The following is a 22,388-nucleotide window of genomic DNA, read 5'->3' on the forward strand; positions in this document are numbered from 1 at the left end:
CGTGAAATGTCAATTGAATTATCACTGGAAAAAGAGTGTGTAGATTAGGTGCATTTTCACGTAACAAAGCACCACTTCCGTGCATTTAGGTAACAACCTAAAAATGGAACTTTCACGCAAAAATGATTATTAAATCGTTATTTTTTAATGATTTATAAGTCACTTAAGAATCATTCACATCGCACACATTGAAAATCTGCGTGCATATACCCCATCTCGAAATGACCGGTAATCGAACGGATTATTTGCAAATTATTGCGGTTTTATTGGCGATAGATATGGCTTTTTACAGCCTAAAAAATCACATAAATAAGCAGGTAAAACACCCTGAAGAAGGACGCTGAAAGGCCGATTGCCACTGGCAGGAATGAGGTTTTCCGAAAGGTCCGACGTGAGAGCCAGAACATGCCGACTTGAGGAGAAAGCCGAACGCCTCAACGGGGATGCCTCGGCATTGCACCGCCATGGCGCAGGTTTTTCTGGCACGGGAGCTGCACTTTCGCTTCCGCCGAGCGGGATAGCCGCCGGCAGCGCCACAAGGCGCCAGAACAAAAAAAAGGCGGCAAGCCATCTGCGCGCCGGCCCCCCCACAAGGGACCGACGCGCCTTGCGGATTGCCTCTCCAATAGCCTTGCAACCCTCGGAGAACGTCATGTTCCTCAAACAAGCCGTGTCCACCCTGCTCCTCAGTGCCATCTGCCTGGCCAATGCCCAGGCCGAAGTGAAAGTCGGTGTCATAACCTCTTCCACGGGTCCACTGGCCCTGGTGGGGCTTCCCCAGAAGAATTCGACGCCGCTGCTGCCTACCCAGGCAGGGAACCAGACGGTGACCTACATCCCCCTGGATGACGGCAGCGACCCCACCGCTACCGTGAAGGCGCTGAAGAAGCTGATCAGCGAAGAGAACGTCGACGCCATCATCGGCCCAAGCGGCTCGCCCAACGCCATGGGCGTGATCCAGTTCGTCGCCGAGGCCGGTGTGCCGTTGCTGGCACCGGTGGGCACCGCCTCCGTGGTGCTGCCGATGAATGACCAGAAGAAGTGGGTGTTCAAGACCACCCAGAACGACGACCTGATCGCCAAGGCCCTGGTAGACGACATGACCGCGCGCGGCGTGAAGACCCTGGGCTTCATCGGCACCGCCGACCCCTACGGCGAGAACTGGTCCAAGGTGATGGGCGCCCTGGCCGCCGAACATGGCATCAAGCTGGTGGCTAACGAGCGCTTCCAGCGCCAGGACACGTCCGTCACCGGGCAGAGCCTGAAGGTGCTGGCTTCCCGCCCTGACGCCGTGCTGGTCGCGGCGCCTGGCAGCGCCGCGGTACTGCCGCAGACCACCCTGTTCGACCAGGGCTATCGCGGCCAGATGTACCAGACCCACGGAGCCGCCCTGCCGGACTTCCTCAAGCTCGGCGGCAAGAAGGTCGAAGGCACCATCCTCGCCGCCAGCCTGATGCTGGTGCTGGACGAGATCCCCGACAGCCATCCCTCCAAGCAGGTCGCCGGCGAGTACGTAGCCGCCTACGAGAAGCTGAACGGCAGCAAGCCGGCCACCTTCGGTGCCAATACCTACGACGCGGGCCTGCTCCTGCAGAAGGCCATTCCGCAGGCCGCCGCCAAGGCCGCACCGGGTACCCCGGAGTTCCGCGCGGCCCTGCGCGACGCGCTGGAATCGAGCCACGAGCTCCCTGCTACCCAAGGCGTCTACAACATGACTCCGGAAGACCACAGCGGCTTCGACGAACGCGGCCGTGAACTGATCCAGGTGAAGAACGGGACCTGGACGCTGCTCGGCAGTGACTGAGGCGGGTCGAGCGCCGACGGTGGATGAAAGAAACGTCATCCACCCTACGCCCGGCACGAACCTTTCCGCTCCGTAAGGTGGACATCGCTCCTCATGTCCACCTTTCGGGGTTCGGATGGAGCACCGACGGTGGACGAGAAAGCGTCATCCACCCTATGAATCGCAACAAGAGTTCCCACCATGAATCTCCAGATAGCCCTGCTGCTCGGCCAGGACGGCATCACCAACGGCGCCATATACGCGCTGCTGGCCCTGTCGCTCCTGCTGGTCTTCACCGTCACGCGCATCCTGCTGATCCCCCAGGGGGAGTTCGTTACCTATGGCGCGCTGGCCATGGCCAGCCTGCAGGCCGGCCAGCCCACCGCGCTGGTCTGGCTGCTGCTCGGCCTGACCCTGGCGGATTGCGCCATGGACCTGTATGACGCAACCCGCGCCAGCCGCGGCTTCCGTTTCCCCATACGAATCATCCCCAAGCTCGCCTATGCGCTGGCCATGGTCGGACTGGTGCGTAGCCTGCCTCTGGCCGAACTGCCGATGGCGATCCAGGCCCTGCTCACCCTGTGCCTGGTGGTACCGCTGGGCCCGCAGCTCTATCGCCTGGTCTTCCAGCCAATCGCCTCGGCCAGCTCGCTGGTGCTGCTGATCGTTTCCATCGCCGTGCATGTGGCCATGGTCGGCCTCGGCCTGCTGATGTTCGGCCCTGAAGGCGCACGCACCGCACCTTTCTCCGAGGCCGGCCTGACCCTGGGTCCGGTGACCTTCAACAGCCAGACCCTGTGGGTGATCGCTGTCTCGCTGGCGCTGATCGTCGGCCTGTTCCTGTTCTTCGAGCGCAGCCTCTACGGCAAGGCCCTGCGCGCCACGGCGGTGAATCGCCTGGGCGCCCGGCTCATGGGTATCTCGCCGAACCTGGCGGGCAAGTCCACCTTCGCGCTGGCCACCTTCATCGGTGCGCTCTCGGGCATCCTCATCGCCCCCATCACCACCCTCTATTTCGACTCGGGCTTCGTCATCAGCCTCAAGGGCTTCGTCGGCGCCATCATCGGCGGCCTGGTGAGCTACCCGGTGGCTGCGCTGGGTGCGCTGGGCGTCGGCCTGATCGAGGCGTTCTCGATGTTCTGGGCCAGCACCTACAAGGAGATCATCGTTTTCACCCTGATCATCCCGTTCCTGCTCTGGCGCTCCCTCACCAGCCGTCATGTGGAGGACGATGAATGAAACCGCGCTACCTGATCCTCGCCCTGGTGGCCGTGCTCGGCGTCGCGCCGCTGCTGCTGCCTCCCTTCTACGTCACCCTGCTGAACTACATCGGCCTCTACACGCTGGTGGTCCTCGGCCTGGTTCTGCTCACCGGCGTCGGCGGCATGACCAGCTTCGGCCAGGCTGCCTTCGTTGGCCTTGGCGCCTATACCAGCGCCTACCTGACTACCGTGCAGGACCTGCCGGGCTGGCTGGCCTGGGCCAGCGCCTCACCCTGGCTGACGCTGCTGGTGGGCCTTGTTCTGACCGGTGCGGTGGCCCTGCTGCTAGGCGCGCTGACCCTCAAGCTCTCCGGGCACTACCTGCCACTCGGCACCATCGCCTGGGGCCTGTCGCTCTACTACCTGTTCGGCACCCTGGAATCCCTCGGCGGCCACACCGGCGTCAGCGGCCTGCCGTCGATCTCGCTGTTCAGTTGGGAGCTGAACAAGGGTGAGGACATCTACTACCTGATCTGGGCCGTGCTGCTCTGCGCCATGCTGATCACCCAGAACCTCCTGGACTCCCGCGAAGGCCGCGCCATCCGTGCCCTCAAGGGCGGCCAACTGATGGCCGAGTCGATGGGCGTGAACACCTTCCGCGCGAAGATGGTGATCTTCCTCATCTCCGCGCTGTTTGCCGCCCTGTCGGGCTGGCTCTACGCCCATACGCAGCGTTTCGTGAACCCCACGCCCTTCGGCCTGCACATGGGCATCGACTACCTGTTCATGGCGCTGATCGGCGGCGTGGCCAGCGTCTGGGGTGCGCTGCTCGGCGCGGGCGTGCTGACCATGCTCAAGCAGTGGCTGCAAGACCTGCTGCCACACGTGTTCGGCAGCTCCGGCAACTACGAGGTAATCGTCTTCGGCCTGCTCATCATCCTGCTCATGCAACGTGCGCCGGGCGGCCTCTGGCCCCTGCTGTTGCGCCTGGTGCCGGATGCGTGGAAACCGCGCCCGTCGTTCAAGGCGGTGGAAGCCACCGTCGAGCTGCCACGCCGTGAACTGCCTGTCGCGGGCGAAGTCCTGCTGGAAGCCCGCGACGTGACCCGCCGCTTCGGCGGCCTGGTGGCCAACAACGCGATGAACCTGGACGTACGCGCCGGGGAAATCCTCGCGCTGATCGGCCCCAACGGCGCCGGCAAGAGCACCCTGTTCAACCAGCTGTCCGGCGTCGACACGCCCACCTCGGGCGACGTGCTGTTCCGTGGCCAGCGCATCAACGGCATCCCCTCCCGCGAGATCGCCCGCATGGGCATGAGCCGCACCTTCCAGCATGTGAAGCTGCTGCCGGAAATGAGCGTGCTGGAGAACGTCGCGATCGGCGCCCACATGCGCGGCAACAAGGGCGTTCTTTCCGCCGCGCTGCGCCTGGACCGCACCGAGGAAGCCGAACTGCTGGGCGAAGCCCGTCGCCAGCTGGAACGCGTCGGCCTGGGCGACTACCTGCACGTGGAAGCCGGCAGCCTGGCCCTGGGTCAGCAGCGCATCCTGGAGATCGCCCGCGCACTCTGCGCCAACCCTTGCCTCCTGCTGCTCGACGAGCCGGCCGCCGGCCTGCGCCACAAGGAGAAGGAAGCCCTTGGCGTGCTCCTCAGCCGCCTGCGCAGCGAGGGCATGGCGATTCTCCTGGTGGAGCACGACATGGACTTCGTCATGGGCCTGGTGGACCGGGTCGTGGTGATGGAGTTCGGCCAGCGCATCGCCTACGGCCTGCCAGCTGACGTACAGAAAGACCCGGCAGTGCTGGAAGCCTATCTCGGAGGTGCTGAGTGATGAACATGCCGATTCAAGACCTGAAGCAGCCGGAAAACCTCGCCGCCAATCCGGTGCTGGAAGTCAGCGACCTGAGCGTCGCCTACGGCAAGGTGGAAGCCCTGTCCAACGCCAGCCTGCGGGTTGGCCAGGGGCAGATCGTCACCGTGATCGGCCCCAACGGCGCCGGCAAGACCACCCTGCTGTCCGCCATCATGGGCGTGCTCGGCTCCCGCGGCCGGGTCGCCTTCGACGGCAGCCTGGAGGCGGTGCCGGAAGTGGAAGTGATGGTCGCGCGCGGCCTCGGCCTGGTACCGGAGAAGCGCGAACTGTTCGGCAGCATGACGGTGGCCGACAACCTGCTGCTCGGCGCTTTCCAGCGTCACCGCAGCGGCAAGCGCGACCACGCGATCACGCTGAAGGAGGTCTACGACCTGTTCCCGCGCCTGTGGGAACGCCGCGACCAACTGGCCGCCACCCTCTCCGGCGGCGAGCGGCAGATGCTCGCCGTAGGTCGTGCGCTGATGGCCAAGCCCAAGCTGCTGATGCTCGACGAACCCAGTCTGGGCCTCGCACCGCTGATCACCCGCGAGATCTTCCGCATCATCACCACCCTGCGTCAGCAGGGGGTTTCCATCCTGCTGGTGGAGCAGAACGCCCGCGCCGCGCTGCGTGTGGCCGACTACGCCTATGTGCTGGAAACCGGCCAGATCGCCATGCAGGGCCCGGCCGCCCAACTGGCCGATGACCCGCGTGTGATCGAGGCCTACCTGGGCCTGGCCAGCAAGCACCAGGAGATGCTCGCCAGCTAGGTAAACAGCCCGGCCGATCGTCGACCGGCCGGGCTTGCCGGACAGAGCGCCGGCCAGGCCCAGCGCAGCACCCAGATCGGCCAGGAACTGCACCAGCTGGCCAACTCCCAGCTCGACCTGGCCCAGCGTTTCCTGCACGGCTGACGGGGGTTGGCCGCTCTCCGCAGCGGCCCGCCCTGCTGACCGAGGTCAAGCCCGCTGCAGATGGCTGTCGACAGCCCACGCGCAACCCCCTATAACTCTCCCCCTGTCAGTTCGAACCTTGCCCCCCTCGCATGAGCACCCCGAAAAAGCGCCTCAACCGTTACAACCCCGCAAGCGACGATTTCAAGAAGGAGGAGTTTCCCTTCTACTGGATCGCCAGAGTCTATGGCCGCTACAACATGGCCATGGAGAAGACCCTGAAGAAGATCGACCTCGACGTCCCTCGCTGGCGCATCCTCTTCATCCTCAAGGAGAACGGCCAGTCGAGCATCTCGGAGCTGTCCGAGCATGCCATCGCCAAACTCTCCACCGTCACCAAGATCGTCTACCGCATGAAGGACGACGGCCTGGTAGACACCGCCCCCTGCAGCAACGACGGCCGCGTCACCCAGGTGACCATCACCGACAAGGGCCGGCACATGGTGGAAGAAATCCAGGTCAATACCGCGCACATCTTCACCAACAGCTTCCAGGGCCTCACCGAAGCCCAGATCGCCAAGCTCAACGGCACGCTGGAAAAGATCTACGCGAACCTGCCGGAGGATTGATTCCTCCGGTGGTGCAGTTCCTGTAGGGGCGAATTCATTCGCCAAGGGACACGCAGTGTCCCCATGGGGCCTTGAAGGGCAGACCTCCGTCCTGCTTGGCGATTGAAATCGCCCCTACAAGGTTTCCCTCACCCTCGCGCAAACTCCGCAGCCTTCTCGATCAACCCTGCCTCCGGCCGTACGCCGGTGTAGAGCACGAACTGCTCCACCGCCTGCAGCACGATGACTTCCGCACCGGTGATCACCGGCTTGCCCAGCTCGCGGGCGAGGCGGATCAGCGGAGTTTCCACCGGCAGGGCCACCACATCGAAGACCCACTCGGCCGCTTCCACCTGCTCACGGGTGAAGGCCAGGGAGTCCGCTTCCGGGCCGCCCTGCATGCCGATGGGAGTGACATTGACCAGCATCTGCGGATGCTCGTCACCCAGCTCGGCCAGCCATGCATATCCACAGCCCTCAGACAGCGCCGGGCCGGCCTCCGGGTTGCGGGCGACTATCGTGCCGTGTCGGAAACCACTGTCGCGAAAGGCGCTGGCCACCGCCTTGGCCATGCCACCGCTGCCACGCACGGCGAAGCGAATGTCGCTCGGCACCGCGTGGCTCGCCAGCAGGCTGGCCACGGCGCTGTAGTCGGTGTTGTAGCCCTTCAGCCAGCCGTTGTCGGCGACGATGGTGTTGACCGAATCGATGGCCAAGGCAGAAGGGTCCAGTTCATCCAGCAATGGGATGCAGGCTTCCTTGAACGGCATGGAAACGGCGCAACCACGAATACCCAGGGCGCGGATGCCACCAATGGCCGCCGGCAGGTCGGTGGTGGTGAAGGCCTTGTAGACGAAGTCCAGATCCAGGGCCTCGTACAGATAGTTGTGAAAACGCGTGCCGAAGTTGCCGGGCCGGCCGGACAGCGACATGCAGAGCCGGGTGTCGCGGCTGATGGTGCGGGGCATTGGAGTCTCCGTTTTTGCGGCGGGGAATCAAACCTTGTAGTCGCGAATTCATTCGCGAATCAGGCCGAAGGCCTGACCGGGAACCACCCTGTCGCGAATGAATTCGCTCCCACAAAAAAGCAGCAATCACATCCGCCTCAGAAAATGTAATCCGTGGTCAGGAAGTTCGATTCGCGGTTGCGGATGATCTCGCTCACCAATTCTTTGTTGTCCGCCTGGAACTTGGTTGCCACCAGGGTACGGATGGAGAACACCCGCAGGGCGTCATGTACCGACAACGTGCCCTCGGCCGAGTTCTTCCGCCCATTGAAGGGGAAGGTGTCCGGGCCCCGCTGGCACTGGGCGTTGATGTTGATGCGGCCCACCTGGTTGGCGAAGGCATCCACCAGCCGGCCAACCTGGGCGGGGTCGTTGCCAAACAGACTTAGCTGCTGGCCGTAGTCCGAATGCAGCACGTAGTCGATCACTTCCTCCACTTCCCGATACGGCACCACCGGGATCAGCGGGCCGAACTGTTCTTCGTTGTAGAGGCGCATCTCTGGGCTCACCGGGCTCAGCACGGCGGGATAGAAAAAGCTCTGCCGGTGGCTGCCGCCACTCGGGTTGACCACTTTGGCGCCCTTGGTCACGGCATCCGCCAGCAGAGTGTTGAGGTAATCGACCTTGCCCGGTTCAGGCAACGGGGTCAGGGCAACGCCGTCTTCCCAGGGCATGCCCGGCTTGAGCGCGGCCAGCTTGGCGCAGAACTTGTCGAGGAAGGATTCGAGCACATCCTCGTGGACGAAGAGGATTTTCAGCGCCGTGCAGCGTTGGCCATTGAAAGACAGCGCGCCGGTGATGGCCTCGCTGACGGCGTTGTCCAGGTCCACCTTGGGTAACACGATGCCGGGATTCTTCGCGTCCAGGCCCAGCGCCGCGCGCAGGCGGTGCGGGCGCGGGTGCAGCTTCTTCAGGTCGGCGGCGCCGGAGTGGGTGCCGATGAAGGCGAACACGTCCACCTTGCCACTGGCCATGATGGCGCTGACGGTTTCCCGGCCACGGCCGTAGATGATGTTGATGACGCCGGCCGGGAAGCTGTCGCGGAAGGCCTCCAGCAGCGGACGGATCAGCAGCACGCCGAACTTGGCCGGCTTGAACACCACGGTGTTGCCCATGATCAGTGCCGGGATCAGCGTGGTGAAGGTCTCGTTCAGCGGGTAGTTGTAGGGGCCCATGCACAGGGCCACGCCCAACGGTACGCGGCGTATCTGGCCGAGGGTGCCCTGCTCCAGCTCGAAGCGGCTGGAGCGGCGGTCCAGCTCCTTGAGCGCTTCGATGGTGTCGACGATGTAGTCGCAGGTGCGATCGAACTCCTTCTCGGAATCCTTGAGGTTCTTGCCGATCTCCCACATCAGCAACTTGACCACCGCGTCGCGCTGCTCACGCATGCGGGCGAGGAACTTCTCCACGTGCTGGATTCGCTCGGCCACGCGCATCGTCGGCCACAGCCCCTGACCATGGTCATAGGCGTTCACGGCGGCCTCCAGGGCTGCCAGCGCGGCGTCGGCGTCCAGCAGCGGCGTGCTGCCCAGCACCACCTGCTCATCACCCTTGTCGGTGGCCAGGAAGATCGGGCTGCGCACGGCAGCCAATGGGCCATCCCAACGGATCAGCTCGCCGTTGACGAGGTACTCGCGCTGTTCGATCGGCGCACCGGGGCGGTAGCGCTCGGGAATCTGGTCGGCAGTGGGGAACAGGGCTTCGAGCTTGTTGTTGTGGGTCATTGCACTTTCCTCTGGATCGGAACCACTGGAAGTCGGTTTTAACGCGGTTTCTTGATTTGGTAAATCGTTTCAGCAAACCGTTTGGCGGAATCCGTTCTCGCAGGAAATTGAAGTCCGGGAACTACGGTGTCGGGGTTGAAACGTGTAGGAGCAAATTCATTCGCGAAGCAGGCCGCTGGCCTGTCCTGAGCGGCTACCCGAGGGCACTGGGTGCCCTTTCGCGAATGAATTCGCTCCTACAGGTGAAGCAGGAACGCTGACTGGGTGGGTTTCAGCCCAGCAGTTCCAGCGCCTGGGCGGTGGCTTCCTGGATGCGTCGCCAGTCGCCGTTGCGTATCCAGTCCTTGTCCATCATCCAGGTGCCACCCACGCACATCACATTGGGCAGGGCCATGTAGTCGTGCAGGTTGTCGGGGTTGACCCCGCCAGTGGGGCAGAAGCGGATGCCGGGGAAGGGGCCACCAAAGGCTTTCAGGGCCTTCACGCCACCGCAGATTTCCGCCGGGAACAGCTTGAAGCGGCGATAACCCAAGGCGTAGCCGAGCATGATTTCCGACGCACTGCTGATACCGGGCAGCAGCGGCAACGGGCTGTAGACGCCCGCACGCAGCAGCTCGGCGGTGCAGCCGGGGGTGACGATGAACTGCGAGCCGGCGGCCTCGGCTTCGGCCAGCATCCATTCATCCAGCACGGTGCCAGCACCGACGCAGAGCTCCGGGCGCTGTTCGCGCAGGGTGCGGATGGCGGAGAGGCCGTGCTCGGAGCGCAGGGTCACTTCCAGGGTGCGCAGGCCTCCAGCGGCCAGGGCGTCGGCCAGGGGCAGGACGTCCTGCTCGCGTTCGATGGTGATCACCGGGAGGATGCGCGCCGCACCGCAGAGGATATCGATCAGGGCCGCCTTGTCGGCCATGCTCGGCACGGCTTCGCGACTGGTGGCCCGATGGGTGGGGAGACTGGTCATGGGCGTTCCTTCGGGCTCAGGGGCACCAGTGGATTTCCAGGGGACGGCGGAGGAAAGCGCGGATCGGCATGGCCGCCACGTCATCACCCGCCAGCGCGTCGGCCAGGGTGGCCAGCTTGGCCTGGCCTTGTACGGCCAGGAGGGTCAGGTGTGCGCTGGCCAGCAACGGCAGCGTCAGGGTCAGGCGCTGGCGCGGTACGCTGGGCGCCTGCATCGGCAGGCAGCGTTGCGCGCAGTCGGCATTCAGCGCCTGCTCCAGATTCGGGCTGGACGGGAACAGCGACGCGGTGTGGCCGTCCTCGCCCATGCCCAGCACCAGCACGTCGATGGCGCCCAGCCGGGCCAAGGCCGCATCGGCCAGGCGGGCTGACTCTTCCAGACCCTGCGAACTGTGGTAGAGACCGACGAAGCGTGCGTTGGAGGCCGCGCCCTGCAGCAAATGGCGGCGCACCAAGCCTTCGTTGCTGTCGGGGTGGCTGACTGGCACGAAACGCTCGTCGGCCAGGCTGACGGTCACCTTCGACCAGTCCAGCGTCTGCGCGCAGAGCCGCTCGAAGAAGGCCACCGGGCTGCGTCCACCGGATACCACCAGCACGGCCGCATTGCGGGATTCGATGGCCACGCGCAGGGCATTGGCCACGGTGATGGCCAGTTCACCGGCCAGTTGTTCAGGGCTGCCGAGGCTGAGCCCGGTGACCTGCGTCGGCAGGTCGAGATTACAGATCGCCATACCAGCTCCTGCCATCACGGGTGATCAATGCGATGGAGGCCACCGGCCCCCAGGTTCCCGCCGCGTAGGGCTTGGGTGCGTCGCCCTGCTGGCGCCATCCGGCGATCAGCTGGTCGCACCACTTCCAGGCGTACTCGATTTCATCCTTGCGCACGAAGAGGTTCTGGTTGCCCTTCATCACTTCCAGCAGCAACCGCTCGTAGGCATCTGGAATCCGCGCGCTGCGGTAGGTGTTGGAGAAACTCAGCTGCAACGGGTCGCTGCGCAGCTGCATGCCCTTGTCCAGGCCCTGGTCCTTGGTCATCACCTGCAGGGAAATGCCTTCGTCCGGCTGCAGGCGGATGATCAGACGGTTGCTGATCAGCGGCCGCTGCTCGGGGGCGAAGATGTAGTGCGGCGGTTCCTTGAAGTGTATGACGATCTGCGAAAGCTTCTGCGGCATGCGCTTGCCGGTACGCAGGTAGAAGGGCACGCCGGACCAGCGCCAGTTGCGGATTTCGGCACGCAGGGCAACGAAGGTCTCGGTGTCGCTGTGGGTGTTGGCGTTCTCCTCTTCGAGGTAGCCGGGCACCGTCTTGCCGAGGATGTTGCCGGTCACGTACTGGCCGCGTACCACTTGCTGGCCAAGCTGCTGCTGGGCGATGGGCGCCAGGGCTTTCAGCACCTTCACCTTCTCGTCGCGGATGCTGTCTGCGGAGAGGTCGCTGGGCGGGTCCATGGCGATCAGGCAGAGCAGTTGCAGCAGGTGGTTCTGGATCATGTCGCGCAGTTGGCCGGCCTGGTCGAAGTAGCCCCAGCGACCTTCGATGCCCACTTGCTCGGCCACGGTGATTTCCACGTGGGAGATGTGGTGCTGGTTCCACTGGGTCTCGAACAGGCTATTGGCAAAACGCAGGGCAATCAGGTTCTGCACCGTCTCCTTGCCCAGGTAATGGTCGATCCGGTAGGTGCGGTTCTCCGGGAAGTGCGCCGCCACGGCGTCATTCACCGCACGGGAGGATTCCAGGTCGTGGCCGATGGGCTTCTCCAGCACGACGCGGGTGCGCTCGGCCAGTCCCGTGACGGCAAGGCCCGCGCAGATGGCGCCGTACACGGCGGCCGGCGTGGCGAAGTAGGCGATCAGCCGGGCAACCGGCCCCAGCTTGTCGGCCAGGGCCGGATAGGCGCTGGCGTCGAGGAAGTCCATGGTCAGGTAATCGAGTCGCGCCAGGAAGCGCTGTACCGCGCCCTCCTCCACTTCGATAGCCGGCACGTAGCGGCGCAGGTGATCGCCAATGGCGGCGATATGCGAGGCGGGTTCGCCGTTCTCGCGCCCCAGGGCGAGGATGCGCGTATCGGCCGGCAGCAGGCCGGCGCGGTCCAGTTGATAGAGCGCAGGAAACAGTTTGCGCAGTGCCAGATCACCCAGGCCGCCGAAGAGGGCCAGGGTGCAGGGTTCGACAGGTTGCGAGGTCATAATATTTGTTCTTCTATCAAACATAAGCTTATGAATACACCCAGTTAAGCGTTACAGCAAGACAAAATGTTGTAATAAAACTACATTTCTCAACATGCGAGATTGCGGTGGCTCAGCCTGGATGCGCTCAGTACGATAGGCCACCGATTGCAGGCCCCTTCCCAGGAATCCCAATGGACCGCGTGCACAACCTGCTGGAGCAGATCCAGAACCGCCTCGACGAACTCAACAAGGCCGAGCGCAAGGTCGCCGAAGTCATCCTGCGCGACCCGCAGCAGGCCACCCGCTACAGCATTGCCGCACTGGCCCAGGCCGCGCAGGTCAGCGAACCGACGGTGAACCGCTTCTGCCGCTCCTTCGGCGTCAACGGCTACCCCGAACTCAAGATGCAACTGGCCCAGAGCCTGGCCAGCGGTGCCGCTTACGTGAGCCAGGCGGTGTCCGCCGACGATGGCCCCGAGGCCTACACGCGGAAGATCTTCGGCAGTGCCATTGCCTCCCTGGACAGCGCCCTGCAGAGCCTCGACCCACAACTGATCAGCCGCGCGGTGGACCTGATGATCCAGGCCCGGCAGATCCACTTCTTCGGCCTGGGCGCCTCGGCCTCGGTGGCCCTGGACGCCCAGCACAAGTTCTTCCGCTTCAACCTCGCGGTGTCGGCCCACTCCGACGTGTTGATGCAACGGATGCTGGCGTCGGTGGCGCATACCGGCGACCTCTTCGTGATCATTTCCTACACCGGCCGCACCCGTGAGCTGGTGGAGGCGGCACGCCTGGCACGGCAGAATGGCGCATCGGTACTCGGTCTCACGGCAGCCAACTCGCCGCTGGCCAAGGCCAGCACCCTGAGCCTGGACATTCCCCTGCCGGAAGACACCGACATCTACATGCCAATGACCTCGCGCATCATCCAGCTCACCGTGCTGGACGTGCTCGCCACCGGCATGACCCTGCGCCGCGGCGTCGACTTCCAGCCACACCTGCGCAAGATCAAGGAAAGCCTCAACGCCAGCCGCTATCCAGCGGATGAGGAGCCGAGCTGATTGATTGAAGCGTCCCGACTCCTCCTTGTAGGGGCGAATTCATTCGCCAAGGGTCGCGCAGCGGCCCCGAGGGAAGCCGGGGGCAGACCTTTGGCCTGCTTGACGAATGAATTCGCCCCTACACCTCTAGCGGCCAGGCCCGCCCCCGATCACCCCACCCACGCCTTCAAACTCAGCCGCGCCTCCTCCCCCGCCGCCAGTTCCACACTGTCCTCACCACAGGCCGCTCCCTGTACCGAGAGAAAGCCAAGCCCTTCCGACCAGCTGACTTCCGCCAAGGGCCGGCTGCCGGGATGCCAGACCACGGTGCCAGGATTACTCCCACCCTCGATGCACAACCGCCGCTGCCACCCGGCGTCCTGAATCCGCACCCGGCCGCCGCGCTGGAACACCGTGTGGCAGCCGTCGATCACCCGTAGTTCACCCTCCTGCCGGCACGCCTCGCGGCTCAGCAGGTCGCGACCTTCGGCGCCGTCCAGCCCCAGCAACCCGACCCGCGCCACATCACTGACTCGCCAATAGGCGTGCAACGCGTGGCTGAGCACGCAAGGCTCGCTGTCACGGTGACGGGTGACCAATTGCAGACTCATACGCTCGCCCAGCTCGACCACCAGCTCCACCTGCCAGTCGTGCAGGTCGAGACGCCAGTTCAGGCGCACGCCGTCGGTATCGGCTTCTTTGTGGATAAGTCGCCAATCCGACAGCCTCGCCCAACCGTGGTGCGGCCAGCCACCTTCCATGGGGTGACGACCGAACCACGGCCAGCAGACCGGCACGCCGCCACGAATGGCACCGATGCGCGGCCAACGCGCTGCACACCAGAGCAACGGACGTTCGCCGGATGGCTGGAAGTGCAGCAACTGGCCACCCTGGCGGCTGAACACCGCCGAACAGCGCGGGTGCTCAACGAGCAGCAGCTCGCGCCCCTGGTGCTCGGTCCAGCGAAAGGGTTGCCCATTCGCCGGACGCAACAGGCCGGCAAGGGGATGGTCAGCACCCTCTCCCGCCTTCACCAGGCACGGCCCGCGACGGCGGATTTCACCGGCGGCCATCGTCGTTCCCGGTCATTTCCACCAGTACTCCAGTTGCACACCGAAATTGGAACCGTGCAGGGCATCACCGAAGGCGCCGGTATCCGACAGCGCCGAGCCCGCTGCCAGTTCGCTGGCCGCGCGCTGGGCGGCTTCGTTCCAACTGGCATAGGTGTAGTAGAGGCGGATTTCCGGACGCTCCCAGAAACCAGGACCGGCCGGCGACCAAGTGGGCGCGACCGTGAACTTGGTCAGCTTGCGGGTGCCGCCCGGGGCTTCAACCTGGTCGCGGCCCAGCTCGGTGACCAGCTTGAACTGCTCGGTGATCGCATAGCTCGGACGCACGCCGACGGACAGCCAGTTCTGGTCGCCGCCATCCGGGCGCTTGTCCTTCTGGTAGATCACCTCGAACTGGCCACCGAAGCGCGGGGTCACCTGCCAGTCGAAGAACTCCACCACGCGCCAGCTCTGGTTGGCGTTGTCCAGGGTCGGATCGCCGGTGTAACCCAGCGCAGTGCCCGGACCACGCCCGTATTGCAGGGCGAAGGTGTTCACCCCGCCGAGGAATTCCTTCTGCTTGTGCTGGGCCGCCACCGACCAGCCACTGTGGGCGTCCGTGCTGTCGGGCTTGGAGAGGTAGCTGACACCCAGCTCCACTTCGCCGCCGGGGTTGGTCTGGAAGCCCGCGACGTTGAAATCATGACGATTGATGTAAGGGTCCTGGTCGTAGTTGTCCTTGCGCGAGAATACGTAGCTGTACCTGAGGTCGCCGATGGCCACTTCGTCGAAGCCGAAGCCGGTGGCGCTCTGGTTCCAGTAGTAGAAGTCGGAGATGTGGATGTCGTTCCGCTTGTAGAAGCGGCGCCCTGCCCAGAAGGAGCCGCCGCCCAGCGCCGGCATGTTGCTCCACTCGGCGTACATCTGGTTCATCCGCGCGAAGCCATGATCACCGGTGAACTCGGGCGTATGGCCGTATTCGTTGTAGAGCTGCGCCATGCCTTCGACGCTGACCACCGAACCGTCATCGAGTTTGAGCAGGTCCTGGCGCAGGTCCAGTTCGATGTACTGCTCGCATTCGTTCCCCAGACGGTACTTCGATTGCGCCCCCGGCAACTGGAAGCAGGATTGTGTGCCGCCCTCGCTGGAACCGCCGGCGCCGCTGCGCATGTAGCCGGTGAATTCCACCGCCTGCGCCATACCGGAAACCGCGAAAAGCGCGCAGGGCAGTACCCACAAACCTTTGATCGTCGTGCTCATGTCCACTCCAGATTTTTATTGTTGTGTTGCGATGGATCGTTTACGCGGTGCGCTGGTAGGAGCGAGCTTGCTCGCGAACAACCCGGCTCCGTGCCAGCCCCTCGCGAGCAAGCTCGCTCCTACATGCCCTTCAGGCGTGCCACCTTGGCGCGCTCAGGGCATGCCGCCTTTCCCGGTGCACGCAGCCGCTCGCCGCTTTGCGCGTCGAACAGCAGCACCTTGTCGGGCGCGAACTGCAGGTCGAGGGTGTCGCCCACGCGCACCGGGGCATCGGGGGCCAGGCGGCAGCAGACCTTGGTCTGGTTGATCTCTACGAAGGCCAGCGTGTCCGGGCCGGTTGGCTCCAGGACCTGCACTTCGGCACGAATGGCGGGCAGGTCGCTGGCGCCGACCAGGATCTGCTCAGGCCGAACGCCGAGGATCAGTTCACGCCCTTCCAGATCGCCATCGGCGTCGCCCAGGGGCAGCTCGCAGTGGCCGTCGGCGCTGTCCAGCAGGCCCACCAGGCGGCCGTCACGGCGCTGCAGGCGCAGGGGGATGAAGTTCATCGGCGGCGAGCCCATGAAGCCGGCGACGAAGAGGTTGGCCGGGTCGTTGTAGATCTGCTGCGGGGTGCCGAACTGCTGGATGATGCCGTCCTTCATCACCGCCACCTTGTCGCCCAGGGTCATGGCCTCGATCTGGTCATGGGTGACATAGACGGTGGTGGTATTCAGCCGCTGGTGCATCAGCTTGATCTCGGTGCGCATCTCCACCCGCAGCTTGGCGTCGAGGTTCGACAGCGGCTCGTCGAACAGATAGATCTTCGGCCGCCGCGCCAGCGCCCGGCCCATGGCCACGCGCTGTTGCTGGCCACCGGAGAGCTGACCCGGCTTGCGCTGCAACAGGTGCTCGATCTGCAGCAGCTTGGCCACGCGCGCTACCTCGGCGTCGATATCGGCCGCCGGCATTTTGCGGATCTTCAGGCCGAAGGCGATGTTCTCGCGCACGTTCATGGTCGGGTACAGGGCGTAGGACTGGAACACCATGGCGATGTCCCGATCCTTGGGGCTCATGCCGCTGATGTCCTGGCCGTCGACCATGATCGCGCCACCGCTGATGCTCTCCAGCCCGGCGATGCAGTTCATCAGGGTGGATTTGCCGCAGCCCGAGGGGCCGACGAGGATCAGGAACTCGCCGGAGTCGATGGACAGCTCGATGTTCTTCAGGGTGTCCGCCAGGCCGCTGCCGTAGGACTTGTTGACGTTGCGCAGTTCGAGGGTTGCCATGGGTGCGACTCCTAGCCTTTTACAGCGCCGGCAGTGAGCCCGCGCAGGAAGTATTTGCCGGCCAGCACGTAGACCAGCAGGGTGGGCAGGCCGGCGATCATCGCGGCGGCCATGTCGACGTTGTATTCCTTGGCTCCGGTGCTGGTATTCACCAGGTTGTTCAGGGCCACGGTGATGGGCTGGGTGTTGCCGCTGGCGAACACCACGCCGAAGAGGAAGTCGTTCCAGATCTGGGTGAACTGCCAGATCAGGCAGACCATGATGGTCGGCACCGACATGGGCAGCAGGATGCGCCCGAAGATGGTGAAGAAGCCCGCCCCGTCGAGCCGCGCCGCGCTCACCAGGGCGTTCGGGATGCTCACGTAGAAGTTGCGGAAGAACAGCGTGGTGAAGGCCAGGCCGTAGACCACATGCACCAGCACCAGGCCACCGGTGGTGTTGGCCAGGCCGAATTGGCCGAGGGTGAACGACGCCGGCAGCAGCACCACCTGGAACGGCAGGAAGCAGCCGAACAGCAGCAGCCCGAAGAACAGCTGCGATCCGCGGAAGCGCCACATGGACAGCACGTAGCCGTTCAGCGCGCCGAGCAGGGTCGAGATGATCACCGCCGGCACGGTGATCTTCACCGAGTTCCAGAAGTAGCCACCGACGCTGGCCCAGGCCTTGGCCCAGCCCACCAGGGTGAACACGTCGGGCAGCGACAGCAGGTTGCCGGTGCGGATGTCGTCCGGCGTCTTGAAGCTGGTGAGCAGCATCACCACCAGCGGCACCAGGTAGACGGCGCAGGCAACGAACAGCGTGGCGTGGATGGCCAGGCGGCTGAAACTGAAGGCGGGTTTTCCGGCCAGGCTAGTCATGGCGCTTGTTCCTCAGTTCGGAGTACAGGTAGGGCACCAGGATCGCCAGCACCGCGCCGAGCATGAGCATCGCGCTGGCGGCGCCGAGGCCCATCTGGCCGCGGGTGAAGGTGTGGGCGTACATGAACATCGCCGGCAGGTCGGACGCATAGCCGGGGCCGCCGGCGGTCATCGCCGCCACCAGGTCGAAGCTCTTGATGGCGATGTGAGCGAGGATCATCAGCGCGCTGAAGAACACCGGACGCAGGCTCGGCAGGACGATGCGCAGATAGATGGTCGGCAGGCTCGCCCCATCCACCTGGGCGGCGCGGATGATCGACTGATCCACCCCGCGCAGGCCGGCGAGGAACAGCGCCATGACGAAGCCCGAGGACTGCCACACGGCAGCGATCACCAGGCAATAGACGACGCGATCAGGGTCCACCAGCCAGTCCAGGCGCAAGCCCTCCCAGCCCCAGTCGCGCAGCAACTTGTCCAGGCCGAGGCCGGGGTTGAGCAACCACTTCCAGGCGGTGCCCGTAACGATCATCGACAGTGCCATGGGGTAGAGGTAGACGGTGCGGATGAAGCCCTCGCGGCGGATGCGCTGGTCCAGCAGTACCGCCAGGAACACGCCGATCACCAGGCTGATGCCGATGAACATCCCGCCGTAGACCAGCAGGTTCTGGCTCGCTACCCACCAGCGGTCGTTGCCCAGCAGGCGCTCGTACTGCTGCAGCCCGACGAACGTGTAGCTGGGCATGAAGCGCGAGTTGGTGAAGGACAGCAGGAAGGTCCAGAGGATGTAGCCGTAGAACCCGACCAGCACGATCAGCACACTGGGCGCCAGCACCAGCCTGGGTAGCCAGCGTTGCAGCGCGTCCAGCGGTGAGGCCTTGGCGAAGACTGCGGTTGAAGACATGGATAACTCCTCGCAAGGAAAGAGCGGTGGCACGGACCTCGTAGGAGCCAGCTTGCTGGCGAACAGAGGCAGCCGACCGGCATTGAGGTTGCCGACCAACTCCGCATCGCCAGCAAGCTGGCTCCTACAGGTAGTTCAGGCGCGACCGATCCCGAGGCACACACCTGGGCATGTGCCTGAATTCAGACTTGGAATCCGGCGGGGCAAGACCCGCCCGGGTGCGCGCTTACTGCACCGCTTCGATCGCGGCGGCCAGTTGTTGCGCGGCCTTCTTCGGGTCGGCGGCGGGGTCGTTGAAGAAGTTGGTCACCACGTCGAACACCGCGCCCTGCACGTAGCTGGAGGCGGCCATGCCGTGCGCCAGGCTGGGCTGCAAGCCATCGCCGGCCGCCGCTTCCTTGAAGTCCTTCATGGACTGCTGGGCGCAGGCGTCGAAGCTCGACATGTCCTGATCGAGGCGAACAGGGATGGAACCCTTGTTCTGGTTGAAGAACTGCTGGAACTGCGGCTCGAGCACCGTGCGCGCCAGGTCGTTCTGCGCCTGGATGTTCGCTTCATCCTTGAGCTTGAACATGGCCAGGGAGTCGATGTTGTAGGCGAAGCTGCCCTGGGTGCCGGGGAATGGCAGGCACTGGTAGTCCTTGCCCGCCACCTTGCCGGCGGCGCTCCACTCGCTCTTGGCCCAGTCGCCCATGATCTGCATGCCGGCCTTGCCGTTGATGACCAGGCCGGTGGCGCTGTTCCAGTCACGACCGGCGGCGTCGGGGTCGACGTAGCCGCGCAGCTTCTTCAGGGCGGCGAAGACTTCCACCATCTTGTCGCTGGTGAGGGTCGCCTTGTCCTGCAGGACGAAGGCCTTGTGGTAGCCCTGCGGGCCGAGAATGCTGAACACCAGATCCTCGAACACCGTGCCGTCCTGCCAGGGCTGGCCACCGTGGGCGAGCGGGATGAAGCCGGCAGCCTTGAGCTTGTCGGCGGCCACGAAGAATTCGTCGAGCGTAGTGGGCGGCGTCGCGCCGGCCTTCTGGAAGACCTCGGGGTTTATCCACAGCCAGTTGACCCGGTGCACGTTGACCGGCACGGCCACGTAATGGCCGTCGTACTTCATGATGTCCGCCACCTGCTTGGGCAGCAGGGAATCCCACTTGCCTTCGCTGGAGACCTCATCCAGTTCGGCCAGCAGACCCAGCTCGCCCCACTCCTGGATATCCGGCCCCTTGATCTGCGCGGCAGACGGTGGGTTGCCGGAGACGGCGCGGGTCTTCAGCACGGTCATGGCAGCCTCGCCACCACCACCGGCAACGGCGAAATCCTTCCAGGTGTGGCCTTTCTCTTCGACGAGTTTCTGCAGGGTATCGGCGGCACGCTTCTCGCCACCGGACGTCCACCAATGCAGGACTTCCACTTCGCCGGCGAGGGCGGACAGGGGGAACAGGGAGGCGAGGGAAACGACAGCGGCCAGGCGGGAGATGGCATTCATGGACGGGGATACCTTCTTGTTTTTATGACTGTGCAAGTCGGTGCTTGCGCTTGCCTGCAGTCTAACCACGGCCTTCAAGCCCGCGGGTAACAAAGGGATAGTGGATGGTCACGGGGTGGTTACAAAACTCGGGCTGACTCCCTCTCCCTCTGGGAGAGGGAGAAAATCAGGCCTGCCTGGGCAACCACAGCGTCACCCGCAAGCCGCCTTCACGCAGATTGCGCAGGCTCAGTTCTCCGCCATGGCTGTGCGCCAGATTCCGCGCGATGCCCAGCCCCAGCCCGTAGCCCTGCGTATGGCCGGCCAGGCGAAAGTGCGGCTCGAACACCTGTTCCAACTTCTGCTCCGGCACGCCGGGGCCTTCGTCGTCGACATGCAGCACGAAGGCGTCATCGCTGTCTTCGATCTGCAGGTGCGCGCGCTCACCGTATTTCAAGGCGTTGTCCACCAGGTTGCCGATGCAGCGACGCAGGGCCAGGGGCTTGCCGGGATAGGACGCACTCGCCTCCCCTTCGAGCGTCACCTGGCCGGAGCCGAGGTAGGGCTCGATCAGCCCATGCAGCAGGTGATTGAGATCCACCGGCTCGATGTTCTCGTGGATGTCGGTGTCCTTCACGCACTGCAGCGCGCCCTTCACCAGCAGTTCCAGTTCATCCAGGTCACGGCTGAACTTGGCCTGCAGTGTCTCGTCCTCCAGCAACTCCACCCGCAGGCGCAGTCGGGTGATGGGGGTACGCAGGTCGTGGGAGATGGCACTGAACAACTGGCTGCGTTCGCTGAGGTAGCGACTGATGCGTTCGCGCATGCTGTTGAAGGCGCGGCTCACGTCGGCCACTTCGCTGCCACCGGCTTCCTGCAGGGGTTCCACTTCCGCCCCCAGGGACATTTCCCGCGCGGCCCTGGCCAGACGCTTCAGCGGGCGGCTCTGCCAGTGAACCAGCAGGCCGATGAACAACAGTAGGAACGAGCTGGTGAGGATGATGAACCAGAGCTGCTGGGTGGGCAGGCCCTGGTCTTCCAGCGTGGCGTACGGCTCGGGCATCAAAGATGCGAGGTACAGCCATTCGCTGGGCCCGATCTGGATCTGGGTGACCAGGATGGGCGGATTCACCGGTTCCAGGGTCAGCGCGTAGTGAGCCCAGGAGCGCGGCAGTTCGTCGAGTTTCAAGCCACTGTTGAAGATGCGCAGATCATCCGGATTGACGAAGTGCAGGGACAGGTCCACCTGCTTGCCCAGCCGTTCACGCAGCACCGTTTCCACCTCGTCGAGCACCGCGCGCTTGCGCGGGGTTTCCGGCAGCACGCGCATCTCCAGCGGCTTGTCGTTGAGGGACACGAAGAAGCGCGTGCCGCCCATTGAGCGCAACTGATCCAGCACCATGGGGCGGTAGCCGATGGGCAGCGAGCGGATGTAGCTGACGCTGGCGACCATGGATTGCGCCAAGCTGCGGGCGCTGGTCAGCAGGCCCTCCATCTGGCTGGCGCGCAGCTGCGAGACCCAGATGACGCTGGATAACGCCTGCGCCAGCAGCACCACCAGCAGGGTGAGAAACAGCATGCGCCCGAGCAGCGAGCGCGGCATCAGCCTAAGCATGGTGGTGCGGCGTCACCTGCGCCGCCAGCAGGTAACCCGCGCCGCGCACGGTGCGGATCAGCCGTGGTGCCTTGCCCGTGTCGCGCAGGCGTTGGCGCAGGCGGCTGACTGCCATGTCGACGATGCGCTCCAGGGGCATCACCTCACGGCCACGGGTGGCGTTGGCGATGGTGTCGCGATCGAGGATCTGCTGCGGGTGGTCGAGGAAGAGCTTCAGCAGGGCAAAGTCGGCACCGGAAAGGATCACCTCCTCGCCGTCCAGGTGAAACAGGCGATGGCTGATCATATCCAGGCGCCATTCATCGAAGGCCAGCACCTCGACCACCGCTCGCTCCTGACCGAAACCGACGCGACGCAACAGGGCCTTGATCCGCGCCAGCAGCTCACGTGGGCTGAAGGGCTTGCCAAGGTAGTCGTCGGCGCCCAGCTCAAGGCCGATCACGCGGTCGGCTTCGTCGGAGCTGGCAGTGAGCATGATGATCGGCACCTGCGCGAGGCGCTGATGGGCGCGTACCCAACGACACAGGCTGAAGCCGTCTTCGTCGGGCAGCATCACGTCGAGTATCACCAGGTCCGCCGCCTCTTCACCCATGGCACGACGGAAGCCGTCGCCATCGGCCACGCTGCGCACCTGGAAGCCGGCGCGGCTCAGGTAGGTTTCCAGCAGTTCGCGAATCTCCTGGTCGTCATCCACCAGGAGAATGGATTTTCCGGATTGGCTCACAGTGGCCGTCCTTTG

The 22,388-nt window shown here is 64.4% G+C and carries 19 protein-coding genes; 6 read left to right on the forward strand and 13 right to left on the reverse strand.

Annotation, left to right across the window (positions count from 1 at the left end; genetic code table 11):
• Positions 1-652 precede the first annotated feature (652 nt).
• From SA496_RS18810 to SA496_RS18830, 5 genes are all read left to right on the forward strand, one after another.
• Entirely contained in the window at positions 653-1,804 is a 1,152-nt protein-coding gene (locus tag SA496_RS18810; RefSeq protein WP_120655100.1) for an ABC transporter substrate-binding protein, read from the forward strand.
• 180 nt (positions 1,805-1,984) lie between these two features.
• Positions 1,985-3,022, forward strand: a complete 1,038-nt coding sequence (locus SA496_RS18815) for a branched-chain amino acid ABC transporter permease (protein WP_120655099.1) — start codon at positions 1,985-1,987, stop codon at positions 3,020-3,022.
• Positions 3,019-4,818: a branched-chain amino acid ABC transporter ATP-binding protein/permease gene (locus SA496_RS18820; RefSeq protein WP_120655098.1), complete on the forward strand. Its 1,800-nt coding sequence runs from the start codon at positions 3,019-3,021 to the stop codon at positions 4,816-4,818. Before SA496_RS18815 ends, SA496_RS18820 begins: the two co-directional genes overlap by 4 nt.
• Positions 4,818-5,609, forward strand: a complete 792-nt coding sequence (locus SA496_RS18825; protein WP_120655097.1) for an ABC transporter ATP-binding protein — start codon at positions 4,818-4,820, stop codon at positions 5,607-5,609. The genes SA496_RS18820 and SA496_RS18825 overlap by 1 nt, the downstream gene beginning before the upstream one ends.
• Positions 5,610-5,884: 275 nt before the next feature.
• Positions 5,885-6,361 (forward strand): MarR family winged helix-turn-helix transcriptional regulator, encoded by a 477-nt coding sequence (locus tag SA496_RS18830; RefSeq protein ID WP_120655096.1) that lies wholly within the window; start codon positions 5,885-5,887, stop codon positions 6,359-6,361.
• 128 nt (positions 6,362-6,489) lie between these two features.
• On the opposite strand, the gene SA496_RS18835 is transcribed toward SA496_RS18830, so the two are convergent.
• The 5 genes from SA496_RS18835 to zwf all read right to left on the reverse strand — a co-directional run bounded on the left by SA496_RS18835 (position 6,490) and on the right by zwf (position 12,218).
• Complete coding sequence (locus SA496_RS18835) at positions 6,490-7,308, reverse strand: shikimate 5-dehydrogenase (RefSeq protein WP_330114287.1); 819 nt, start codon at positions 7,306-7,308, stop codon at positions 6,490-6,492.
• Positions 7,309-7,445: 137 nt separating this feature from the next.
• Complete coding sequence (locus SA496_RS18840) at positions 7,446-9,071, reverse strand: NADP-dependent glyceraldehyde-3-phosphate dehydrogenase (RefSeq protein WP_120655094.1); 1,626 nt, start codon at positions 9,069-9,071, stop codon at positions 7,446-7,448.
• Positions 9,072-9,342: 271 nt separating this feature from the next.
• Positions 9,343-10,032: a bifunctional 4-hydroxy-2-oxoglutarate aldolase/2-dehydro-3-deoxy-phosphogluconate aldolase gene (locus tag SA496_RS18845; RefSeq protein WP_171016546.1), complete on the reverse strand. Its 690-nt coding sequence runs from the start codon at positions 10,030-10,032 to the stop codon at positions 9,343-9,345.
• Between the two features lie 16 nt (positions 10,033-10,048).
• Positions 10,049-10,762, reverse strand: a complete 714-nt coding sequence (gene pgl / locus SA496_RS18850) for a 6-phosphogluconolactonase (RefSeq protein ID WP_330114288.1) — start codon at positions 10,760-10,762, stop codon at positions 10,049-10,051.
• Positions 10,749-12,218, reverse strand: a complete 1,470-nt coding sequence (gene zwf / locus SA496_RS18855; RefSeq protein WP_120655092.1) for a glucose-6-phosphate dehydrogenase — start codon at positions 12,216-12,218, stop codon at positions 10,749-10,751. The genes pgl and zwf overlap by 14 nt, the downstream gene beginning before the upstream one ends.
• A 182-nt stretch (positions 12,219-12,400) precedes the next feature.
• On the opposite strand from zwf, the gene SA496_RS18860 reads away from it, so the two are divergent.
• Positions 12,401-13,261, forward strand: a complete 861-nt coding sequence (locus tag SA496_RS18860) for a MurR/RpiR family transcriptional regulator (protein ID WP_171016547.1) — start codon at positions 12,401-12,403, stop codon at positions 13,259-13,261.
• 149 nt (positions 13,262-13,410) lie between these two features.
• Here SA496_RS18860 and SA496_RS18865 read toward each other — a convergent pair whose 3' ends face one another.
• The 8 genes from SA496_RS18865 to SA496_RS18900 form a co-directional block, all read right to left on the reverse strand.
• Positions 13,411-14,313 carry a D-hexose-6-phosphate mutarotase gene (locus SA496_RS18865; protein ID WP_120655091.1) on the reverse strand — a complete coding sequence of 301 codons (903 nt, stop codon included), beginning with the start codon at positions 14,311-14,313 and terminating at the stop codon, positions 13,411-13,413.
• A gap of 12 nt (positions 14,314-14,325) precedes the next feature.
• Positions 14,326-15,549 (reverse strand): maltoporin, encoded by a 1,224-nt coding sequence (locus SA496_RS18870; RefSeq protein ID WP_371924301.1) that lies wholly within the window; start codon positions 15,547-15,549, stop codon positions 14,326-14,328.
• A gap of 119 nt (positions 15,550-15,668) precedes the next feature.
• Entirely contained in the window at positions 15,669-16,817 is a 1,149-nt protein-coding gene (locus tag SA496_RS18875; RefSeq protein WP_120655090.1) for an ABC transporter ATP-binding protein, read from the reverse strand.
• Between the two features lie 11 nt (positions 16,818-16,828).
• Positions 16,829-17,674, reverse strand: a complete 846-nt coding sequence (locus tag SA496_RS18880; RefSeq protein WP_330114289.1) for a carbohydrate ABC transporter permease — start codon at positions 17,672-17,674, stop codon at positions 16,829-16,831.
• Positions 17,667-18,575 carry a carbohydrate ABC transporter permease gene (locus SA496_RS18885; protein ID WP_120655089.1) on the reverse strand — a complete coding sequence of 303 codons (909 nt, stop codon included), beginning with the start codon at positions 18,573-18,575 and terminating at the stop codon, positions 17,667-17,669. Before SA496_RS18885 ends, SA496_RS18880 begins: the two co-directional genes overlap by 8 nt.
• A gap of 226 nt (positions 18,576-18,801) precedes the next feature.
• Positions 18,802-20,055, reverse strand: coding sequence for an ABC transporter substrate-binding protein (locus SA496_RS18890; RefSeq protein ID WP_120655088.1), 1,254 nt, complete (start codon positions 20,053-20,055; stop codon positions 18,802-18,804).
• 166 nt (positions 20,056-20,221) lie between these two features.
• Positions 20,222-21,637 (reverse strand): ATP-binding protein, encoded by a 1,416-nt coding sequence (locus SA496_RS18895; protein ID WP_120655087.1) that lies wholly within the window; start codon positions 21,635-21,637, stop codon positions 20,222-20,224.
• 4 nt (positions 21,638-21,641) lie between these two features.
• Positions 21,642-22,373, reverse strand: coding sequence for a response regulator (locus tag SA496_RS18900; RefSeq protein ID WP_028630341.1), 732 nt, complete (start codon positions 22,371-22,373; stop codon positions 21,642-21,644).
• Positions 22,374-22,388: the final 15 nt, after the last annotated feature.

Origin of the sequence: Pseudomonas sp. JS3066 (assembly GCF_036328175.1) — a bacterium.
Classification (GTDB): domain Bacteria; phylum Pseudomonadota; class Gammaproteobacteria; order Pseudomonadales; family Pseudomonadaceae; genus Metapseudomonas.